Consider the following 20,025-nt stretch of genomic DNA (forward strand, 5'->3'; position numbering starts at 1 on the left):
CCATGCTTCCCAACAGTCAGCTTAATAAACCCGCCCCCCAAGCGGGTCAAGGCAAGAAAACGGCTGGAGTTGATGGAATGAGAGCAATCTCTCCAAGACAAAGGTTTGAACTTGTGGAGAGCATTAAGGGAAACCTCAAAGCAAAACCACTGCGACGGGTGTGGATTCCAAAACCCGGCAGGGATGAAAAAAGCTGGAATAGGAATACCCACAATCCAAGACAGAGCAAGGCAAGCCTTGGTTAAATCGGCTCTCGAACCTGAATGGGAATCGAGATTTGAAGGCACAAGCTATGGGTTCCGTCCCGGACGGTCAGCCCAAGATGCAATTGGTATAATTTACAGTGCCATAAATCAAGGACAATACTATGTTCTCGATGCTGATATAGCAAAATGCTTTGACCGAATAAACCATGATTACCTACTGTCCAAAATTCATTGTCCAAGCAGCCTAAAGAGAGACCTAAAACAATGGCTCAAAGCGGGCGTGCTAGATAACGGCGTTTTCGATGATACAGAAACAGGGACACCCCAAGGAGGGGTAATAAGTCCAATACTCGCCAACATCGCACTGTTGGGAATGGTTAGGTTCATAGAGACAATGTATCCTAAGAAAGCAAACAGAGCGCAGGCTACTGTTATAAGATACGCCGATGATTTTGTAGTGATATCCCCATCACTCGAAATCATTGAACAGTGCAAAACTGCTATTTCCGAATGGTTAAAACCTGTGGGACTAGAAATAAAACCTGAAAAGACCCGAATCTGTCACACGCTCAAACCCATTGAGTACAATGGCAAAACAGAGGAGCCAGGATTTGATTTTCTAGGATTCAACATTAGGCAATATCCTGTTGGGAAATATAAATCTGGGAAAATAGGGGGAAGGACAAGCCGATTAATCGGTCACAAAACCTGCATTAAACCCAGCAATAAAGCAGTTAAAGCCCACACAGAAGAGATTAAAGGTGCAATAAAACAACTTAAAACCGCACCCCAGTCAGCCCTGATTAGCAGACTAAACCCGATTATTCGAGGATGGTCAAACTATTATTCAGCGGTAGTCTCAACAGAGACCTTCAATAAACTGGACAACAAAGTTTGGTTAATGTTACGGGCATGGACAGTATCAAGATGCGGAAAGGCAAGCCACGATAAGCTAGGAAACTATTTCAGAAATGGAACGGTTAAACTTAGCAATGGGAAAGAAAGACATGAATCTTGGTTGTTCCAGACTAAGGATGGACTCACATTATGGCAACATAATTGGACTCCGATTGTCAGACATACCCTAGTGCGCCCTGACGCAACACCATACGACGGAAACTGGACTTACTGGGCAACCAGACGAGGACAGGCAATTGAAACGCCTAATAGGGTAGCAAAACTACTCAAAAAGCAAAAAGGTAGGTGTACTTGGTGTGGACAGTATTTCGCGCCATCGGATTTAGTTGAAGTAGACCACATTGTACCTCGAAACCTCGGTAGAAAGGATGAATACAAAAATCTTCAACTATTACATCGCCACACCCGCGATAATAAGACGGCACTAGACAACGCCAACGCATTAGGGGTCGAGAATGGAGTCGCCTCCATTCCCTCCCATTCAAAACCGTGCTTGAGACTTTCACCTCACACGGCTCCTAGTCTGACTGTTCCATTGTTATGGATACAGCTTTAGCCTTGTCTAGGGCTGTCTTGTCATCGCGGGTGTGGTGGTGTAGTAATTGAAGATTATTGTATACATCCTTTCCGCCTAGGCATCGAGGTACAATATGGTCAACCTCAATTACGTCTGATGGTGTAAAGTATTGTCCACACCATTTACACTTACCTTTCTGTTTCTTGAGTAGTTTTGCTATCCTTGTTGGTGTTCCAATTGCTTGTCCTTTTCTGGTTGCCCAGTATGTCCAGTTTCCGTCGTATGGTGTTGCGTCCGGTCTCACTAGGGTATGTCTGACTATTGGTGTCCAATTATGTTTCCATAGTGTGAACCCCTCCTTGGTTTTGAATAACCAAGTTTCATGTCTTTCTTTCCCGTTGCTGAGTTTGACCGTTCCCGGTCTAAAGTATTTCCTCAACTTTTCGTGATTTATCGTGCCGCATCTTGAGCCTGTCCATGCCCTTAACATTAGCCAGATTATATAATCCAGCTTGACGAATGTTTTAACTGAGACTACGCCTGAATAGTAATTAGACCATCCTCGGATTATTGAATTTAGTCTATTTATTAGGGCTGATTTGGGTTTTGTTTTATATTGCTCAATTATCCCTTGTATCGTCTCAGTGTGGGCTTTAACTGCTTTCTTGCTAGGTTTGATGAGCGTTTTAAATCCTAGCGGTTTTCCCTGTGGGTTTTTGCCAGTCTTGAGCTTTCCTACAGGGTATTGCCTAATATTGAATCCTAGAAAGTCGAATCCTGGTTCTTCTGTTTGTTCCCCATGTTGTAAGGGGTTTAGTGTATGACACACTCTGGTTTTTTCAGGTTTGATTTCTAGTCCTACATTTCTTAGCCATTCTGAGATAGCAGTTTTGCACTGTTCAATGATTTCTATTGACGGTGATATTACCACGAAATCATCGGCGTATCTTATTAGGGTTGCTTGTTTCCTTCCCTTTTTCTTTTGGATACAGTTTTCTATTAATCTAGCCATGCCATCCAGTGCGATGTTTGCTAGTAGTGGACTAATTACCCCTCCTTGCGGTGTTCCCCTTTCTGTATCCTCAAATACGCCGTTATCCAGTACACCTGCTTTGAGCCATTGTTTGACATCTCGCTTCAGGCGACTAGGACAATGAATTTTGGACAGTAGGTAATCATGGTTCACGGTAAGAGCATTTTGATATATCAGCGTCGAGAACATAGTATTGTCCTTGATTTATAGCAGTATAGATTCTGCTAATCGCGTCGTGGGCTGACCGTCCTGGACGGAACCCGTAGCTTGTGCCTTCAAATCTCGATTCCCATTCAGGTTCGAGAGCCGACTTAACCAACGCTTGCTTTGCTCTATCTTGGATTGTGGGAATACCTAGGGGGCGTTTTTCATCCCTCCCTGGTTTTGGAATCCACACCCGTCGCAGTGGTTTAGCTTTGGAGTTTTCCTTAATGTTCTCAACAAGTTCGAGTCTCTGTTTTGGTGAAATTACTTTCACAGCATCGATTCCCGCCGTTTTCTTGCCTTGATTATCTTGGGTTACTTTCCTCACTGCTAGGAGCCTAGCGTAATATGACTTCACCAACAGACGTTGCCACCTTCTAACCTTTGCGCTCTGTCCCGATTTAGCTGCTTGGAATATACACTTTTGGAGCTTAAAGACTTTCCGTTGAACTTTCGCCCATGGGATTGCCTTCCATACGTTGGTCGTAGTCTTGATTGGACTGGGTTTCCCAAATCCTCTCTTTGAACTCGCTATCGTCATTTGTACACCTACTAATCTCTATTCCTTACTGTCAAACCGTGACCTGTTAGCATATCCCGACCATTACAGTGGGGCTTTGGCTTCTGGTCACATCTCCCCTCTTCCCGGGCATCCGCTTACATTTATCACTACTAACTTTCTCGACCAGATTGTTAGAGCCTGGGAAGAATTATGACGTTCCGTTTATATGGGCTTTTCACCTTTATATTTGTCCTGTCCACCGGGGTACTTTTAAAGGTCTGTGTAGGTAGTGTTAAAAGGCTCCTACTTTTCCCCTTGCCCTTTTGGACGTAGCGTGTCAACCTGTTTCGCTACTTGAGTTATTACGATGGTTCAGTCCGGACATTCGGTTTCCCTAATCATGGGTGATTGGCAGTGAGTGGTCTCGTTATTTCCGATACTAGGTTGTATCTCTGAGCCTTCCGTTTCCCGCTTCAGTCCTAGGGTTATGACTTCTCAAACTGGGGATGGCTATCGCCGTCACTCTCTCCGCAATTGTTAAGGAATCATTAAGATTTCCATTTTGGCGTTTTGACCTTGAGTTCCCTGCCTTGACTTAGTATCACTTTGATACAAATCGTTGGGACATATAAACAGTTGTAGGGATGGTCAGAGGCGAGCCTCTTGTATTCAATCGAGGGGCTGAAATCCTTGCCAGGCGGTCATTTCGAGCATTGCAGCTCTATTTCATGCCTGAACGCCTCGCACTGTATTCTTAACAATGGAGCAATCAGATTAGGAGCCGTGTGAGGTGAAAGTCTCACGCACGGTTTTGTATGGGAGGGGGTGAAGGCGACTTCACTCTCGACCCCTACTTCGAGCACTTCCATCCGTTGCTGCGATGTCCCCATCTCACTGACAATGTTCCACACCCCCTCATGACCATCTCCAAGACAGGTAAACTGCTCCCCTAGGGGTTGGGCATTCACCCCACTCCAGTAGTCCTTGATTATCTTTAAAGAACGCTACACCCCCTTGCTCATGAACATTTAACCCTTTGTATTCTCTCCACTCACAGGGTTGACTCTCCTCAGTGGGCGGGCGAACCATTCCTCCATCTAGGCTCAGTTCCGTGTGGGGGGTCAGTTATCTCCACCTCACACCAGTCCTCTCGCTGTACAAGGCGTTGGAGCGTACTGTGGGAGATGCTCATCCCGGTCAGTATCGTGATATCCTCTTCGGCTCGTTGGTAAGCGTTATTAGCACTAACGAGCAAGCAACACTTCTCAAAGTATGGACTCCAACGAGTCCCTGGCTTCACTTGCAGTTGTTGACCTTGAGCGGTAGTGAGGGTGAGTTTACCGAGGATGCTGGTCAGGGTGAGTTGTTTTCCACTGTGGCGGTCTGTTGCCTGGTCGATAAAAAAACTCCTAGTTGAGGCAAGACGTGCTCTTGAGTAAGAGCACGAACACTCTTCTCAATGGCTTCAAGGGCGGTGAGTTCAGCAGGGTTAGCTTCGCTGTAGAGAATGGCCGCAATCGCGTCAAGGTGTTGCTGGAGTTGAGCTGGTTTCTGAGAATCCATGAGTAGAGGGAGGGTGAGTGGTGCTTCGCTCATTATGTAGGGCTGTGGGTGAAGGTTGCACTAAGTACAATTATTCATTTCCTAACTGAGATGCACCCACTACATACTACATAAACCGAATACAGCCTTTATCTCAATCATTAAGCACAGTAACAACACTTGGTAAACCAGTTATTCAAACACTGTAAATCCACAAGGCTTACCGCCACTTCTACCAATCTCACTAATAATTACATGGTCTCCGTCCTGAACTTGCACACTAAACTTTTGAGCTGTGACCACATCATCTCTATAGGGTTAAACTCAGGGGAATACACCGGCAGATATTCTACCCTGGCTCCTACTGACTCTATCATTTCTTGGACTTCTTCTCGATGATGAGAATTTAAGTTATCCATTACCACTACATCTCCTTTTTTTAATTTTGGCAATAAATCTAACTTGATGAATTGGAGAAAATCCTCTTTTTTCATTGACCCTTCTAATGTTTGAGTCCCCACCACTCCGGAGAGCTTAATTGCACCAATTATTGTCATTTTTTTACCTCGAGAGGATTTCCGCAGTTCATAGACTTTTTTCCCTTTCGTAGCTCTGGCTAACGGTCTGCTCATCCCTACCCATAACCCACTTTCATCAATAAACACAAGCTTTTCAGGAGCCACATCTCTAATTCTTTCCCAATAATCTACTCGCGCTTTCTGTACTTCTTCAGTTACTACTTTTTCGCTCCTGTATGTTTTTTTTGAGACTTATATCGTGCTGCTTTAAAAATCTATCTATCATGGTCGTACTGACATTTATGCCCAGCTTTTCTCTGAGCTTCTCACTATATTGCCATAAGGTCAGGTCGGGGTGGGCTTCTACAATATCTATCACGGCTTCCTCATGCTGAGATCAAATGCTTTTCTTTTTAGTGCCACACTTACGAGGAGATAAGTCTCCCGTTAATCGATACTGTTTGACCAGTCGCCTTACCGTGTCTGGACTCACCAAAAAGCGTTTCGCTACTTTTCGGATAGAAGTGTCTCCTTTTTCATAGGCTTCTACTATCTTTTTCCGAAAATCTAAAGAGTAACGGCTCATGGTAGTTGGTTGTGATAACTTATACAATAGCCATACATTATACTGTACTTTGTGTTTTGTGTAAAGGCTGTATCATAGTGATAGGTTAAACAGCAAAATTGTAGCGCTACTGGACGCTGTAGAACTTGCCGATTGTCCTACACAATTTAACGAATGTCGTCGATTCTTGGAGCTTGAAAGCACTTTTCTGGCTATGCACAATTCCTTGATTACAGCAATTAAAAAATGGTTGTAAGAAAAAATCAAGCAATAATAAAAAGCCAATAAAAATGAGCTTTAATAATGCTATAAATTTTCAATAAAATTAAATGATTTCCTCAAAACAGAAAACACAAAACCATGAACGAGAAACAAGCAAGGTTAATGGTTATCGCGGAATTAGCACGTGATATTTACACTCAATTACTGTCACGATATATCCCCTATGCTAACCAAGACACCAGGGTGAAATTAGCCGAAATCGCCCATAACGCCGCTGTAGATTTTATGGCGGTACAGGAAAAGTGGGTATCGTCTCATGATGCGATTATTCAGCCAGCATCATTTATGCCCGACTTGAATGGCAATGATGACAGCAGTGACATTTTTATGGGGGGTGACTTCAATGCCTAAGTTATTGCCAGTAATCAACTTAATGTCTGGAAGGTTTAGCAACTTTCTACTGGGTCATGGTGGAATTTGCATTGACTTAGATACACCCGAATGGTTTGACTACCTGATCAAAAACAAATCATTTTCGGTTGAGTTAAACGGTAAACGGTTCACGGCTTGCAAAAAAACATCTATCAACGGTTTCGCGTACTGGAACCTGAAGGGCTCGGACGGTAAAATCAACCATCACATCTATATCGGAAAATCTGACCAGACTACCAACGAAAAGATTCAACAAGCTGCTATAGCTATGTTTTATCGGTGTAACCCTAAACAAGCGTAAACCCTAACAGCTAACAGCTAACAGCTAACTCAATAACTTAATGGCCCCCTATGGTTTCTGACTGTAGGGGGTGTCTGCATATTTTCCCAACACACTACTGAGACACAGTAGTGTGAACGGTTTATACGAATGCTCACCCTATCATGTCCAGATATTACCCATAACTACTTGACCCCTAACAGATAGCTTTACCTACAACCTACGACTAAGATTTTGGGGGTGAACTGATTATGTTGGTATCGGTTTCCGCACGGGATGATTACCATCAAAGATTGGAGACTTGCTGAGGATTATGTGGGTATCGATTCCCATCTCGGTAATTGTCACCAGTTGAAAAGTTGTTTAGGGGTATCGGGTTAGAGTCGGTAGATGATAGCCCATAGTTTCCCCTCACCGGAGATTATGAATCAGACCCATAGATAACCGGATAGGCGATCGCTCATAGGTTTACCTATAGGTATAGTCCACGGAAAGGCGGTCTGATATCTTTGTACATTGATTACTTAGAAGGTTCCCCTCTACGGCTACCTACGGCTATCGTGTTGACTTTGAATCATACCCTCCCCCCATAACCGGAACAAGTACTATTGGGGAAGTGACCGATGTGATAGCAGTCAATGGTGACGAACGAACCGATAGGCTTGCCATTGACGGGTATCACAAGGGAACTACCCTATCACTTGTCGGGTTTAGGGGGTGATATGGGTATTTGACAGATTGATTAAGTTGTGCTTATTGATTAACCCGTCAATAATTAAGATTTGTTGCTAAGGGATATGCACTAATTGTCCCGTGTGCTAAGACTGAATGGAGTGCATTTTGAGTGTGACGGTACGACTATCGGGTTAAGTGAATTCCCGCTATCGCAGTCAGGGTAACGCCATAGAAAAAACGAGCCTGGAGGGATTTGAACCCTTCATAAAGGCTATAACCCCTATTCTACCGTTACTCTAGTGCACTCAAGGGCGATCGCACATTTAGGAGTTAGTGCAAAAAAAACCCCTAGGTATTTAGCCTAGAGGGTATTGTGTTGTGGGTTTATTGGGGATTAATCATCGAGTTGATATATTGCCCTAAGAATTGCCTTAACTTCTGGTAAATCTGGATTGATACCGATATTAATTAAGGCTTGTTTCCCCATATCTAGTGGCAATGGTTGCCTTTGATGTCGTGTCAGGATACCTAACTCTGTAGCCAGGTGGCGGCGTTTTTTGTACTTGCTGTCATTAACTGCAACACTATGACCAAATGAACGCGCTCTGATTTCTTGTGGTATCCCGTTCATTTCTCCTAGTTGGTTACCAAGGTGTTGGAAAGCATAAGTTTGAGTGAATCCCCAATCGTGACGTTCTAACCATTTACGGTGATTATCGTTAAACTTGCTAGGGTCTTTGGATTCTGTGATAGGTAAGCAGACGTTATGAATTCCTAGGCGGTTAATCAGAGTCTTGTCTTTTGACATTGGGATAGCTAACCGCCAACCTGTCTTGGTGCTACCACCAAAGTAAGTAAACTCACCAATAACCAGCACTAACTCAAGGTTGTTAGGGTCAGATACAGCCGGGAAAGTGATACCGTCAACCGTAATGGCTTTGGTTAAGTTTTGACCTGCCGCAACTTCTGACGGTCTCAACCCGTATAAAGCACACATTATTGCCGACACCCAGCACCAACCATCACGTGCCTGGTTTTCTGTTGACCGCCCATAATCAGTGTTGCGTTCCTTGTCTAGCAAACTTAACAAGGTATCCAAGTCTATACTTTGGGATTCAGCAAATACTGTTTGAGTAGGGTCAATCTTTTCTAATTTCTCCAGTGCTTTCTTGCGTCCAGCGCGTTCTGCTACCTGTTTTAACCGGTAGTATCTGTCTTTAAAGTCTTTATGTCCTACTGGGTTGTTACCGTCTGGTAGTGGACTATACAGTGCTTCTTTGATACCTTCCCAACTAACGTAAGTATCCCAATCTGTGACTTGATCGAATACCTGGGTGAAGCAACGTCGGAAAGATTTCCGGTCACTAGCCATATCGCGGGAACGTTTTCGCTTGGTGTTACGATGTACCCCATTAAAGTAATCATCCTCCATGTCTTTGAATACTTGACGATAAGTGATTAAGTCGTTTTCCATGGGAACTTTGGACTGATCAAGGATAGTAGCCTTGTACCAGTCCAACCATTCAGATACTGACTGGAATTGTCCACAAGGGATTTATGGACTAGCCAAGCCTTGTCAACAGCCTTGCGGATACCCTCAGAAGTGAACTGACAATTACATCCCCGTTGTTTAGGCCCCCCGTTTCCGGGTCAGTGGTGATGTCTAGTTGGATTGTCCCCCGGTTACGTTTAATCCTGACACCCTTGGGACATTGTTTGCGGGATAGATTAAAAAACTCAAGAATGTCTTGAAAGCCTTGATATGTACCACTGTGTGTACTGTTTGTACTTGCACTCATTTTGCACTAACTCCTAAATGTGCGATCGCCATTGAGTGCATTAGAATGGCGGTAGAATAGGGGTTATAGCTTTTATGGAGGGTTCAAATCCCTCCATGCTCGTTTTTTCTATGGCTTTATTGAGAAGGAGCCACAGACAACGGATTAACCCAAATACTTGTCGGTGTGAATGGGTAACTGTTTGCAAACATTAGGTAAGAGACTCATCGCCTTGTTGGTTTTTCCCCACAAGGTTAATTGTGAACGGAGAGGGAGGGATTCGAACCTGATACATAGCCTATAACCCCTATTCTACCGTTACTTAGGTGTTACTCAAAACCATAGCAGAGTAACAAGTGAGTAAAAAATGAGTAACGATATCAATACCCCTACAGTAGGGGGAAAGGGCAACTATGACGACGATTATACTAGGTTCGTGAAAGCTTATCAGGATTTTAAGGGGGAATGTCCCAAAGGAGTGACACTCAAGTTACAAAAGTCCGGGGCTAGGTACAATCTGCTATTGCAGTTTAAGCAACCACCTACCGGGAAACGGCTACCCAAAACGGCTAACCTTGAGTGTACTCCAGAAGGGGTGATAGACGGCGTTAAGAAAGCTAAGTTGGTATCTGAAGCCCTAGGGACTATCACTAGCGCTAGTGAATTTTGGGATTGGTACGATAAAACCATCCTAGGGAAAAATCAGATTGAGAATAATCTGATAACCTACCGGGACATCTTTAAACAAATTGAGAATGAGTATTTTGCGGGGTACAACCGCAACACAGGAAGGAAACGTTCTCGCAATATCGCTAGTGACTTAGCAACTTACGAATCTACTAAAGAAGCATACTTCAGGCTGTTCCCTAACTGGGATGAATATCCTAGCTGGGAGAGTTTCAAGGCTATGCTATATATTCCCCTACGGAACGGAGAACAATTAATAGGCTCCAAAACCTTCAGGGAACGTTACTACATCTTAAAAGCCATAGCTGAGAAATCACCTAACAAAGAACACTTACTTAAAAAACTTGAACCTATTAACGCCAAACAAACACAATTCAGAAAGAAACAACGGATAGCTGTTGATGTATTTAAGGATTGGTGGTATAGCGCCAAACAAGAAGCCTATACTGTTAAAAACCCTCAACATCAATCATCCCGACATAGTTGGTTGTGGGTTGCTGGTATGGCAGTAATGTACGGACTGAGACCAACTGAAATAGCCGCCGCCGTTAATCTAACTAAGCCATTTGTAACGGATGATGGCGTAATCATCAAAGCACTGTCAGACCCTGATAATCAGGATAATTACTTGGTGCTAGGAGATTACACTTACTTTACTGACTCAGAAGGTCGGAAAGTGAGTATCAAAACAGGGGGAAGGATTGTAGCTCCAATTCCCAGCCCTGAAATGTTTGAGTTCCTGGAATTGAAAAGACCCTTATTGCCAGAATATAGCCCGAAAAAAGGCAGTAAACCCAGAACCATAATCGGAGGGTTTGACAAAAAGTTTACCCACACAATTTTCTCTATGAAATGCCCGGTAACCCAGAAATATGCTTTTCGTAGGCTGTACAACCTGTTAGGTGAAAAGTATGGATTACCTATCGAGTTACGAGCTAGACTTATGGGACATAGCACAATCGTTAATGAAGGTAAATACAAGACAGAAGGCATTGACGCTACCTTAGAAGTCCTCAAAGGGGTTTCTAAGTTACCTATACCATTGAACGTAGCCATAGAACGGTTAACAGCGTTAGGGTTTGATGTTGACACTCCAGAAGCTAAGGCATTTCTCAGAGTTATCTATCAGATAGATTAATCTAATCGTCAACCTTTCATAAATTAACACCCCTAGATTAAACCCCTAGGGGTTATTTTATGGCTACAAATTGATGGATCCTGTTATGGCTTTGAGTAACACCTAAGTAACGGTAGAATAGGGGTTGTAGGCTATGTAGACGCTTTAATTCCGTCAGAGCGTGTTAACTATAAACCCTTATCCTGACAGCGATAGCGGGTTATTACTCAACCCGATAACTATGCCTAGTTACTCAAATGTTACTCATAACTTAGTCCTAGCACAGGAAAATAATTTTGTCAACAGGTTGATTACTCAGTCAACAAGCACAACTTAATCAATCTGTCAAATATCCATTCCTCCCCCTAACCAAACACCGATAGGGTAACTCCCTTGTGATAGCAGTCAATGGCAAGCCTATCGGTTCGTTCCTCACCATTGACTGCTATCACATCGGTCGCACCCCTAAGAGTGTTTGTTTCGGTTATGGGGGGAGGGTATGGCTCAAATTTCAAAACCCATAGGGGTAGTCAGATTATTAGTGAAATATTGAGGAGCCTACTCACTACCAACAAAATGCGATCGCATAATCTGAACTATCATCTACCGGAACCAACCCGATACCCCTAAACAACTTTTCAACTGGTGACTTGTTTCGTTATCTCTCGCTGATACCTACATAATCCTAGAGAATTGCTTTACCAGCGACAACGGTTATCCACATAATCCTAGGGAATTGACTCCCCATCGAAACCGATACCTACATACCGCTAGACAAGTCTCCAATTTATAGGGGTACTGAGTTCCGCACGGGATGATTACCCCTAATAGACGGGTTAAGGTTTTGGCTTAGGGTGTTTATTGTGGGTAAATTAGAGGCAAGCATTCATATAAATGATTTCCAGGCCTGGAAAACCAGGCCTGGAAACAAAAAATATGCAAGCACCCCCTACAGTCAGAAACCATAGGGGGCCATTTAAGTTATTGAGTTAGCTGTTAGCTGTTAGGGCTTAGGGTTTAGGGTTTACTGCACTTAGTAATCATAGCGTTAGCTACATCTATTAACTTGTCTACAGTAACTTGGTCAGATTTTCCAACGTAGATGTGATGATTGACGCTACCATCCCACCCTTTGAGGTTCCAGTAGGTAAAACCATTGATTGAGAGTTTTTTGCACGCTGTAAATCGCTTTCCGTTAACCTCTAAAGCAAAAGATTTATTGGTTTCCAGATATTTAAACCATTCTAAAGAACCTACTTCAATACAGATATTACCATGACCTACCAGAAACCCTTTGTAAGACCCTGTTAGTGTGACTACCGGGAGTAGCTTAGGCATGAAAATCACCTCCCAGTAGGATATCGCTGTTATAGCCGTTAATGTTGAAATCAGAGGCAATAATGCCTGGTTGAGGTTGAGAGATAATTGGATACTGAGATTCTACCCATTTTTCGTGTACCGTCATAAAATCAACAGCGGCGTTATGAGCTATTTCGGCTAATGTCACCCTAGTATCCTGGTTAGCGTAGGGGATATCTCGTGACATCATTTGAATGTAAATCTCCCTAGCCATTTCTGCAATAACCATCATTTTTTCTTGTTTAAACTCATCCATTTTTCTATCTCCTATTGATTGTTATCTGGAATTAAAACTCGTCATAATCTTCCCCATAGTCTCCATTTTCGATTTCGTAATGATTCTGAATCTTTGCTTTAAGTAGCCTTTCGATACCTTTTAAAAGTTCCATTTCCGCCGACAAAAAATGTTCGTGGATTGCAATAAATTCCTCAATCTCATTAAATTTTTTGGGAGTTTTGGCAAGTTCTACTAAGTCGAGCAATCCCACAACATTAGGGTTTAATCGATTGCTCATGTAGCTATATTCTACTACGTTTAATCCGGGCGTACTTGATTTGATTGACATGGATTTATCCTTTGATAGTGGTTAAGTTGTGATAGTTTAACGTCATTTCGGACGGGTTTGTTACTCAATTTTAGTCAGCAAATGTTTAATGTAATTAAGTTGTTTTAGGAGTAATTGTTCCTTTGCGACTGCCAGGGAATACTCGGTTTGACAATCATTCATTATTGTTATCAAAGTATCCTTAGCGTCTTGTTTGGTAGCATTGTAAATCGTGGTGTCTACCATTTGTTTAAACGTTTTAAACCTTGTTTGAGTAATAGCGTCAATGTTATTTTGAGTCATTTTAATTCCCTCCTTAAATAATTTGTTTCCAAACGTTTTTACCGTTTTGATTAATCATTGAATAGCCCCTGCTTTTCATTAGATTAGTCAACTCTGAAACATTAACGCGACTATCAAGATATCCATCTGTTTTAGCTCTCTCAATGGCTTCTTTTAACGCTTTCGGGTCGATATCAGTTACAACCTCGGTTAACTCAGGACATCCCGCGTTAATTGCCTGATTGTTTTGTTTCATTTTTGCCTCAATACTTTGAGTGATAAAACTGTCTAAAAATTGTTCAGTACCTGATGATATAGTCAAGATTTTTTCATTAACAAAATCCCAGTAATCATTGAAGCGTTTAATTGATTCATTGATAGATAATTGATAAATCAATGAATGAGTGACAATAATTTCACTTGATAACCTAGCGTTAATGATATCTTTTTTGTGTTTCTGTAGTTGTTTTTTGACCTTGCTGTATTGATTGCAGTTATCGATATTTCTCCAGAAAATTTCTAATTGAGATGATAATTTATCAAGCGTAATATCCTCTACATCGTTTAAATCACTTAACTCGTAACTATTCCCCCTATATTCCTCTGATGTCATAGTCTCTCGTTTTTTAAACCATATAGGAAACATCCGTCTTTTGAGTTCGTTTAACTCCCACAATGTCCACAATGGATGTATTGAATTAATCACCTTTAAAGCGAAAGCATTAAAAATCATGTTAGTTCCCGGTGTCTGACTACTGATGGTTATTCGGCTATTTTTGCGGTTTAACACCTTGAAAAGCGATAACATATTCTCATTTTCAATTAATAAGCTAGGGGTGATATCTTCCCATACCAATATAAAATTTTTCTCAAATTCACATTGAAGGGGGTCATAAAATCGTTCATGTTGTATCTTGTTTCTCAGTGAAGCGAAAGTGCTATTAGCAAGCACCGAGGTTGTCTTGTATAGTTCAGATGCTACGGTAGCTATCTGTGACTTTCCAGTACCGCTAGACCCCCAAAGGAACAGGATACCAGCGGTAGACATTAACGTTACTGGAGACGCTATAAACGAGGCGATAATTGGAAACTGAATATCAGGATATGGCAGAACACAGACAGCCCGTAAAACAGACTCTAATTGCTCACCCAGGTTGCCTTCTGTGATTATTTCTTCTAGTTCAGATGACATCTGACTTCTAATTAGTCTATAATCAATATAGTCCTCAGACATGGTAGTAACCTCTTATCGCTCTTGACTTGTTGACATGGTATGGTGGTTATTCCCCCCTAAATATTTAGGGGGGATTTATTTGTGACTACATTAATCGCAGTAATTCAATTAATGCAATTAATACATTAGAATCAAGTTGTTTAACCTTGTTATAAAGACTCTCAAAGCTAGGGTCACAATCCAAAACCTTAGCCCCTTCTGTTAACCTTTCCTCGAAGGTTTTGTATTTTGCCTTTCCATTAAATCCCCCTTTTTTGCTGGATTTAGACTAAATAAAGGTATCGATATCAGCGGCAGAATAGCCCGCTATATTGCTATCAAAAGGGGCGATATCCTCAATGTAGAATAGATTGACTCTTTCTATCTCTATATCATCCCCTGGCTCACTAGACAGTATTTTGTTGGCAGGTCTTACCGCCGCCTGTCCTAGGTTGATAGTGGCAGTGAACATCATAGACCCGTCAGTTAATCCTGTATCGCTTTGGATTAACTTTAGCAATGCTAACTCTGGCATTGTAGGGTTATATTCCCGTTTTTTGCCCTGAAATTCCGTTTCGTATTTTTCAATGCAAAACCGAACAGCCATTAGTTCTTTATCACCTTGGGAATAACCCCAGTCTCTATCATTGAAATTCTGAAAATCCCCAGAAATACCCTTTCCGAACACCCATAAATGGGGTGGCTTTATCCGTAGTTGTGTATATTAAATGACCAGAAAAGTTCCTGTTTCACCGGGCTTAACTGCACTGCAATAACTAAATTTATCGTCCTGTTTTTTGCCGTAATAACCTATTGACATTTTAGTTTTCCTTTGATGATTGATTGCTACGTTAGATATCATGTTGCAGATATTCCAAAACTGAGAGTTCCCGACTATAGAAACCCGTAGCATCCCATTACTTAGCCTCGCTATACAGGAGCCTTGATAATCCCCTCTGGGAAAATAGCAGCCCGTGTATTCTTTAGTGAGGTCTCTAATTTTTTGGGTGTGGTGTTCCTTTATCGGTGTTACCATCCGATAAGCTATTTGAGCCGTTTCGGGCTTAAACAGATGTGGGTTGTAGGTGGCATTTACCAACTTCCCTGTGATGGTAAAAATGCCCTTATAATGCAGTTTATTCATTATTTGCCTTCACAAAATTAGTTAATTCTCCCTGTTCTTTTAGGGTACGCAACAAATCATCAAGTACATCAACGTTAGTAAGCGTGATACCCTGCCAGCGGTATGATTGCCCCCTAACAACAAACCAAGATTGATTAACTAAGCTAGGGTTAAGATATTGCAACAGTTGCATTTTTAACTTAAAAGCATCTGTTAATACTCCTTTGGCTTCAATGTAACGATTGAAAAATGGGGAGTAAAAATCCGGTGTCCAGGTGATGTTTTTCCAGGGTTTCTGATTTTCAATTAACGTCATCTTGGGATGAACAATTAATTGTTCATCGTATTTTTTCAAGAGATGATAAACTCTACACTCTAAAGCACTGGGGAAATAATGCCCGTCTATTTGTTGCCCTCGTGCATTGTACTTATTCATCTTCATCACAAAAAACCTCTGTACTTTTTTTCCTGTCGTCGGGCTCTCTGTCGCCGCCGTTTTCCGCCTGGTAAATATTCCATTCCTCTCGATAATATTCGAGACTTTCGCTCAAGATTTCCTCGAGTTTGTCGGGATGTAACGGAATCAATTTTTTGAGCAATTCCCCTATAAAATAGGAGATAAAGCCTTTGTCAAACTTAACAAGAGTGGATTGGTATTGTATCTCAGCTCGCTTGTAAGAAACGGGAATTTTAATGTATCGGGAATGCCCTATATACATCAATGGCGTTAGCGTGATGTTTCTGAGGTTTAGCCTAACCTCAGTCCAGTGCCTAGTTTCCATGTCATAATTGCCCTGTGCTTAGTGGCTACCGCTTATGTGCTTTTAAAATAGAGTCCCTAAAATAGAGTCCCTAAAAAATTTACACATAAGCGGTTTTGTTTTTGGTGTGGGATTAGTCCAACCAACTTGAGAACGGAGATGGCTCTGATACGTCATCCCCTAGACTCCCCTCGGAACTCAGTAGATGGTCTTCGAGGGCGTTAATATCATCTTGGATGGCTCCCGTAACCTTACGAGGTAGCTTTACTCCACCTGCTTTTAATAGCGTCAGGATTGCGTTGGTGACTCGTTTAAGTGTGGCAATCTCTGAATATGTCAGATAAAAGGTATTTGAGTTGATAATCTCCGACGTTTGGAGTTTGTTGGTCAATGATTGAATTAATGAAGTTTTGGGGTAAGGAAGGTAAGTATTAACCAACTCCAGAAACTTAGTAAACTGATTAAACCGACTCAACGTCTCTTGGTATTCTGTAGGAGTCAATACTTTATTAGTATTGACATTAGTTACATTTTCTACAGTTACGCTACCTTCAATTGATTCTGTAACTGTATAGTTACCTTGCTCTTTTGAATTCACTGTATTTAATTAAAATTATCTTATCTAATTAATTTATTAAAAATAAACATAAATTATACAATTTACACTTATTTATAAAAATATCAAGTATTACATTAAGTATATATAGAATGTACAAATAATAACCAATACAAAAAACCCGTTAATCCTATTTTGTGATTTAACGGGTATATAATTAGCAACAAGATAGTTATTATGGTTTGTTGCCTGTTTTCTCAGGTAAAGCGCTAAGGTTTCCTTGTACTTGATTAGGTGCTTCAGTTTTACCTGTGGTTAGTTCTCCTAGGTTATCGAGGGTAATTTCAGATTCAGCCGGAATACGAAACATTGAGTTATAGGTTCTAATACTCGCGGGTTTTTTGCTCCAGTAATGAGCAAAAACATATAGCAAGGAATTAATCGAGAAAATTTGAGGAACTTTTAAACCAATAAATCTTAGCTTCCTATCACCCGCGTTAGTTCCTGATGTGCGATATGTTCTCCATACTCCACCCATAGAGGCAGGAGCTTCTACAAAAATCTTTGTGTACTCTATACGTTTCCATGACCTAACTCTAGCCCCTGGTATGATATTACGCCTATTAGCATTAGTTGATGTAGTTCCACTAACGGGAGGTCTCCAGATAGTTAAGTCTCGCACCAGGACGGGTTCCTGTGTTACGGCGTTATCGGATAGCGTATAAAGCAGCAACATAGGCATTGGGATAACATACTTTGATGTCTTGTCTACTGGAGCCTCAACCATCAAACTCCTGCCGATACAAGTGCCTTTCGGTTCCGCTAGTTTAGCAACAAAATTTGCTTTATATTTATCGTAAGCATCATTTAATGGCATAATTTAACCTCATTAATTATCAAACAAAACCTTAGATAGGTAGACATTAACACTATTGTTGTCTACCTAGTTAATGAACCCTAGTCAACAAAAACAGCAATAGCTTCTACATCGATAGAGCCATTAGTAGCATCCAAAACATCATCAGTAGGGATTGTTAGGGATACTGTCACAGCTCCAGTTGCCATGTTGCGGGTATAAGCTGTAACTACCGTTACACCATTAGGGTTTCTAGTTGCGTTTATTTGCGCTCTCTGAACCTGTTCAATAACTTCTAGCAATTGGTGTTCGAGAGTGGCACCATTAAGAGTTACGGGGCTTGCCATAGTCATTACCTCTAATAAATCAATAGTAATAAGATCACACCTATATCAGTTTGGTGTTAGTTATATTTTCGTTAAGGAAATGCTACATATATGTAGCTTCTATTTAATGAAAACTACATTAGACTGTAGTTGGTGGTTGGTTCCCGGTTTTCATCTCTAACGATGTCCTCGTAGCTGTTCTGATTACATCATCTACCCAGCTAGGTTTATTCTCAAAATGTAAAGGAATTTTTACTTTAGACTTCCTAGGGTCTTTATACATTGCTAAAGCGGAACTTTCTCCCATATCGATTTTGGCTTGTTCAAACTTATCAATTAATTCCCAGTTAAGTATTTTGACCTCCGATATATACATTTTTGTTTCCTTTATTCGTTTCGCATTTTCCCTACCGCCAAAACCTTTCCTTTCCTCAAATATCAAAGGGTAAACAATACTAGAATCTGTTAATTGTACTAAATCCTTACAAATACGTTCAGCATCTGACTTGCTAGATTCATTCACAAAAAATGAAAATTTCCTACCATTTCGCATATTGCAGGTTACTTTGATATTGCCTTTTGTGAACGCTGATTTACTAGGTTGAGTAAATATCCTTTGTAATTTATCCCAGGTTATTTTACTTCTTTCTACTGATGGGAGTTCTATTTGAGTTTTTGGTAATGTACTCCTACGTTCTTTAGTCCAATATGGAGGTTTTTTGTAGTTATATAAAATAAAGGTTAATTGAATTTTTAAATTACTACTATTCGGAACTTCAGAGATATCTCCAGACCCTACAAATTGCCCCATATCACGATTACCTAGTATTTCAGTTTGAGCTAACACATTTGCTACATTTTCTTGAAGGTTTCTTAATGATGATACTAGTCTAAATCGCTCTCCACCATTTTCTACAACCGCGTTAACTAATTGTTGTTGTCTATTTTCCTCAATGCGTTGTAATGCAATATATTCATCTAATCCTTGAGCAACTAAAATAATTGCTTCTTTACAGTTATCTGAGAATTCCTCCCAAAATTCTTCACTACTATCTTGATTCCAAATAGTGTTAATATTTCCATCATATTTTTCTGGTAATTTCTCCCTAGCTTCCCTTCTCTGTTTACCGAAACTCCATTCTTCACCTTTTTCGTCACCCCACTTTTCAATCGTTCCTTTACCACCAGGAACCATTGAAACAATAGCCGTTGCAAGTGTTGAAGGACTTTTATCTAAAAACATTTTAACAACCCGTCTACCATGTTTAAACAGTTGCCATGCTATGGCTTTCATAGCCATGTTAAATGACTGTTTAACGTATGAGCCGAAAGCTGTAGATACTTCCATAAGCATTTCAGGTCCCTTGCTTAAGGCAATGTGCATAGCAGCGGCTTTGTTGATAAATGCAATACCAATGGTAGGCAATACTCCACAAACTAATTTACCTGCCATATTACCCAAAAAACCGGCGGTAGTACTAATAAATTGATTAGCAATATTCATCATATTTTTGTCTATCTGTTCATCTGATATATTCCAGTTGAAATTCCAGAAACTATCCCAATTAGACGTGATAAATCGTGCTACTTTCTCAAAACTAAAGTTAGATAAAAACTTAGTAATTCCTTCCCATAACCAACCTCCAAAACTTTTGCCCCATTCAACTACTTTACCAGTTATTTTTGCCCATAGCTTGCCAAACCAACCCATCTCTTGAGTAGATGTTCTCTGAGCTAAATTAACTTGTCTAACGCCATTCCTACCTATACTGCTACGGGTTTGACGGCTAGACAAGCTACGAGTACTC

General features: G+C 41.1%; 19 protein-coding genes and 3 pseudogenes. 5 read left to right on the forward strand and 17 right to left on the reverse strand.

The window, feature by feature from the left end:
- Window positions 1–2: 2 nt before the first annotated feature.
- Both N39L_RS11715 and N39L_RS11720 read left to right on the forward strand, forming a co-directional pair.
- Window positions 3–245: a hypothetical protein gene (locus tag N39L_RS11715; RefSeq protein WP_014275142.1), complete on the forward strand. Its 243-nt coding sequence runs from the start codon at window positions 3–5 to the stop codon at window positions 243–245.
- Window positions 184–1,680, forward strand: coding sequence for a group II intron reverse transcriptase (locus N39L_RS11720; RefSeq protein WP_014275302.1), 1,497 nt, complete (start codon window positions 184–186; stop codon window positions 1,678–1,680). The genes N39L_RS11715 and N39L_RS11720 overlap by 62 nt, the downstream gene beginning before the upstream one ends.
- Here the strand turns inward: N39L_RS11720 and ltrA are convergent.
- The 3 pseudogenes from ltrA to N39L_RS11740 form a co-directional block, all read right to left on the reverse strand.
- Window positions 1,643–3,419: pseudogene (gene ltrA / locus N39L_RS11725) on the reverse strand (group II intron reverse transcriptase/maturase). The gene N39L_RS11720 and the pseudogene ltrA sit on opposite strands and share 38 nt — an antisense overlap.
- An 815-nt stretch (window positions 3,420–4,234) precedes the next feature.
- Window positions 4,235–4,943: pseudogene (locus tag N39L_RS11735) on the reverse strand (ISKra4 family transposase); the annotation flags it as partial.
- A gap of 140 nt (window positions 4,944–5,083) precedes the next feature.
- Window positions 5,084–6,026 (reverse strand): annotated as a pseudogene (locus tag N39L_RS11740) (IS630 family transposase).
- Window positions 6,027–6,365: 339 nt separating this feature from the next.
- On the opposite strand from N39L_RS11740, the gene N39L_RS11745 reads away from it, so the two are divergent.
- Both N39L_RS11745 and N39L_RS11750 read left to right on the forward strand, forming a co-directional pair.
- On the forward strand, window positions 6,366–6,638 hold the full coding sequence (locus N39L_RS11745) for a hypothetical protein (RefSeq protein WP_006615768.1): 273 nt from the start codon (window positions 6,366–6,368) through the stop codon (window positions 6,636–6,638).
- Complete coding sequence (locus N39L_RS11750) at window positions 6,631–6,960, forward strand: hypothetical protein (RefSeq protein ID WP_035737519.1); 330 nt, start codon at window positions 6,631–6,633, stop codon at window positions 6,958–6,960. The genes N39L_RS11745 and N39L_RS11750 overlap by 8 nt, the downstream gene beginning before the upstream one ends.
- A gap of 1,048 nt (window positions 6,961–8,008) precedes the next feature.
- Here the strand turns inward: N39L_RS11750 and N39L_RS11755 are convergent.
- Complete coding sequence (locus N39L_RS11755; protein WP_035737521.1) at window positions 8,009–9,088, reverse strand: site-specific integrase; 1,080 nt, start codon at window positions 9,086–9,088, stop codon at window positions 8,009–8,011.
- Between the two features lie 671 nt (window positions 9,089–9,759).
- Between N39L_RS11755 and N39L_RS11760 the strand changes: the two genes are divergently transcribed.
- Entirely contained in the window at window positions 9,760–11,217 is a 1,458-nt protein-coding gene (locus N39L_RS11760) for a hypothetical protein (protein WP_014275311.1), read from the forward strand.
- 996 nt (window positions 11,218–12,213) lie between these two features.
- Here the strand turns inward: N39L_RS11760 and N39L_RS11765 are convergent.
- The 13 genes from N39L_RS11765 to N39L_RS11825 form a co-directional block, all read right to left on the reverse strand.
- The gene (locus N39L_RS11765) at window positions 12,214–12,534 is read right to left on the reverse strand and encodes a hypothetical protein (RefSeq protein ID WP_014274906.1); all 321 of its coding nucleotides are present in this window, start codon (window positions 12,532–12,534) and stop codon (window positions 12,214–12,216) included.
- Window positions 12,527–12,811, reverse strand: coding sequence for a hypothetical protein (locus N39L_RS11770; RefSeq protein ID WP_014274907.1), 285 nt, complete (start codon window positions 12,809–12,811; stop codon window positions 12,527–12,529). Before N39L_RS11770 ends, N39L_RS11765 begins: the two co-directional genes overlap by 8 nt.
- Before the next feature lie 31 nt (window positions 12,812–12,842).
- Window positions 12,843–13,121, reverse strand: coding sequence for a hypothetical protein (locus N39L_RS11775; protein WP_231851947.1), 279 nt, complete (start codon window positions 13,119–13,121; stop codon window positions 12,843–12,845).
- A gap of 60 nt (window positions 13,122–13,181) precedes the next feature.
- Entirely contained in the window at window positions 13,182–13,403 is a 222-nt protein-coding gene (locus N39L_RS11780; protein ID WP_006616005.1) for a hypothetical protein, read from the reverse strand.
- Between the two features lie 13 nt (window positions 13,404–13,416).
- The gene (locus N39L_RS11785; protein ID WP_014274908.1) at window positions 13,417–14,616 is read right to left on the reverse strand and encodes a hypothetical protein; all 1,200 of its coding nucleotides are present in this window, start codon (window positions 14,614–14,616) and stop codon (window positions 13,417–13,419) included.
- Window positions 14,617–14,884: 268 nt separating this feature from the next.
- Entirely contained in the window at window positions 14,885–15,202 is a 318-nt protein-coding gene (locus N39L_RS11790) for a hypothetical protein (protein WP_231852048.1), read from the reverse strand.
- A gap of 117 nt (window positions 15,203–15,319) precedes the next feature.
- Complete coding sequence (locus N39L_RS11795) at window positions 15,320–15,739, reverse strand: hypothetical protein (RefSeq protein ID WP_006616085.1); 420 nt, start codon at window positions 15,737–15,739, stop codon at window positions 15,320–15,322.
- A complete protein-coding gene (locus tag N39L_RS11800; protein ID WP_006616084.1) occupies window positions 15,732–16,160 on the reverse strand; it encodes a DUF1064 domain-containing protein in 429 nt (142 codons plus the stop codon). Before N39L_RS11800 ends, N39L_RS11795 begins: the two co-directional genes overlap by 8 nt.
- A complete protein-coding gene (locus N39L_RS11805; RefSeq protein ID WP_006616083.1) occupies window positions 16,147–16,500 on the reverse strand; it encodes a hypothetical protein in 354 nt (117 codons plus the stop codon). The genes N39L_RS11800 and N39L_RS11805 overlap by 14 nt, the downstream gene beginning before the upstream one ends.
- Before the next feature lie 112 nt (window positions 16,501–16,612).
- Window positions 16,613–17,077 (reverse strand): hypothetical protein, encoded by a 465-nt coding sequence (locus N39L_RS11810; protein ID WP_014277430.1) that lies wholly within the window; start codon window positions 17,075–17,077, stop codon window positions 16,613–16,615.
- A 193-nt stretch (window positions 17,078–17,270) separates the two neighbouring features.
- Window positions 17,271–17,912 carry a hypothetical protein gene (locus N39L_RS11815; RefSeq protein WP_014274194.1) on the reverse strand — a complete coding sequence of 214 codons (642 nt, stop codon included), beginning with the start codon at window positions 17,910–17,912 and terminating at the stop codon, window positions 17,271–17,273.
- An 80-nt stretch (window positions 17,913–17,992) separates the two neighbouring features.
- Window positions 17,993–18,238, reverse strand: a complete 246-nt coding sequence (locus tag N39L_RS11820) for a hypothetical protein (RefSeq protein ID WP_014274315.1) — start codon at window positions 18,236–18,238, stop codon at window positions 17,993–17,995.
- Window positions 18,239–18,356: 118 nt separating this feature from the next.
- Window positions 18,357–20,012: a hypothetical protein gene (locus N39L_RS11825; protein ID WP_014275314.1), complete on the reverse strand. Its 1,656-nt coding sequence runs from the start codon at window positions 20,010–20,012 to the stop codon at window positions 18,357–18,359.
- Window positions 20,013–20,025 lie beyond the last annotated feature (13 nt).

Source organism: Limnospira platensis NIES-39, from assembly GCF_026000695.1.
Taxonomy (GTDB): Bacteria; Cyanobacteriota; Cyanobacteriia; order Cyanobacteriales; family Microcoleaceae; genus Limnospira; species Limnospira platensis.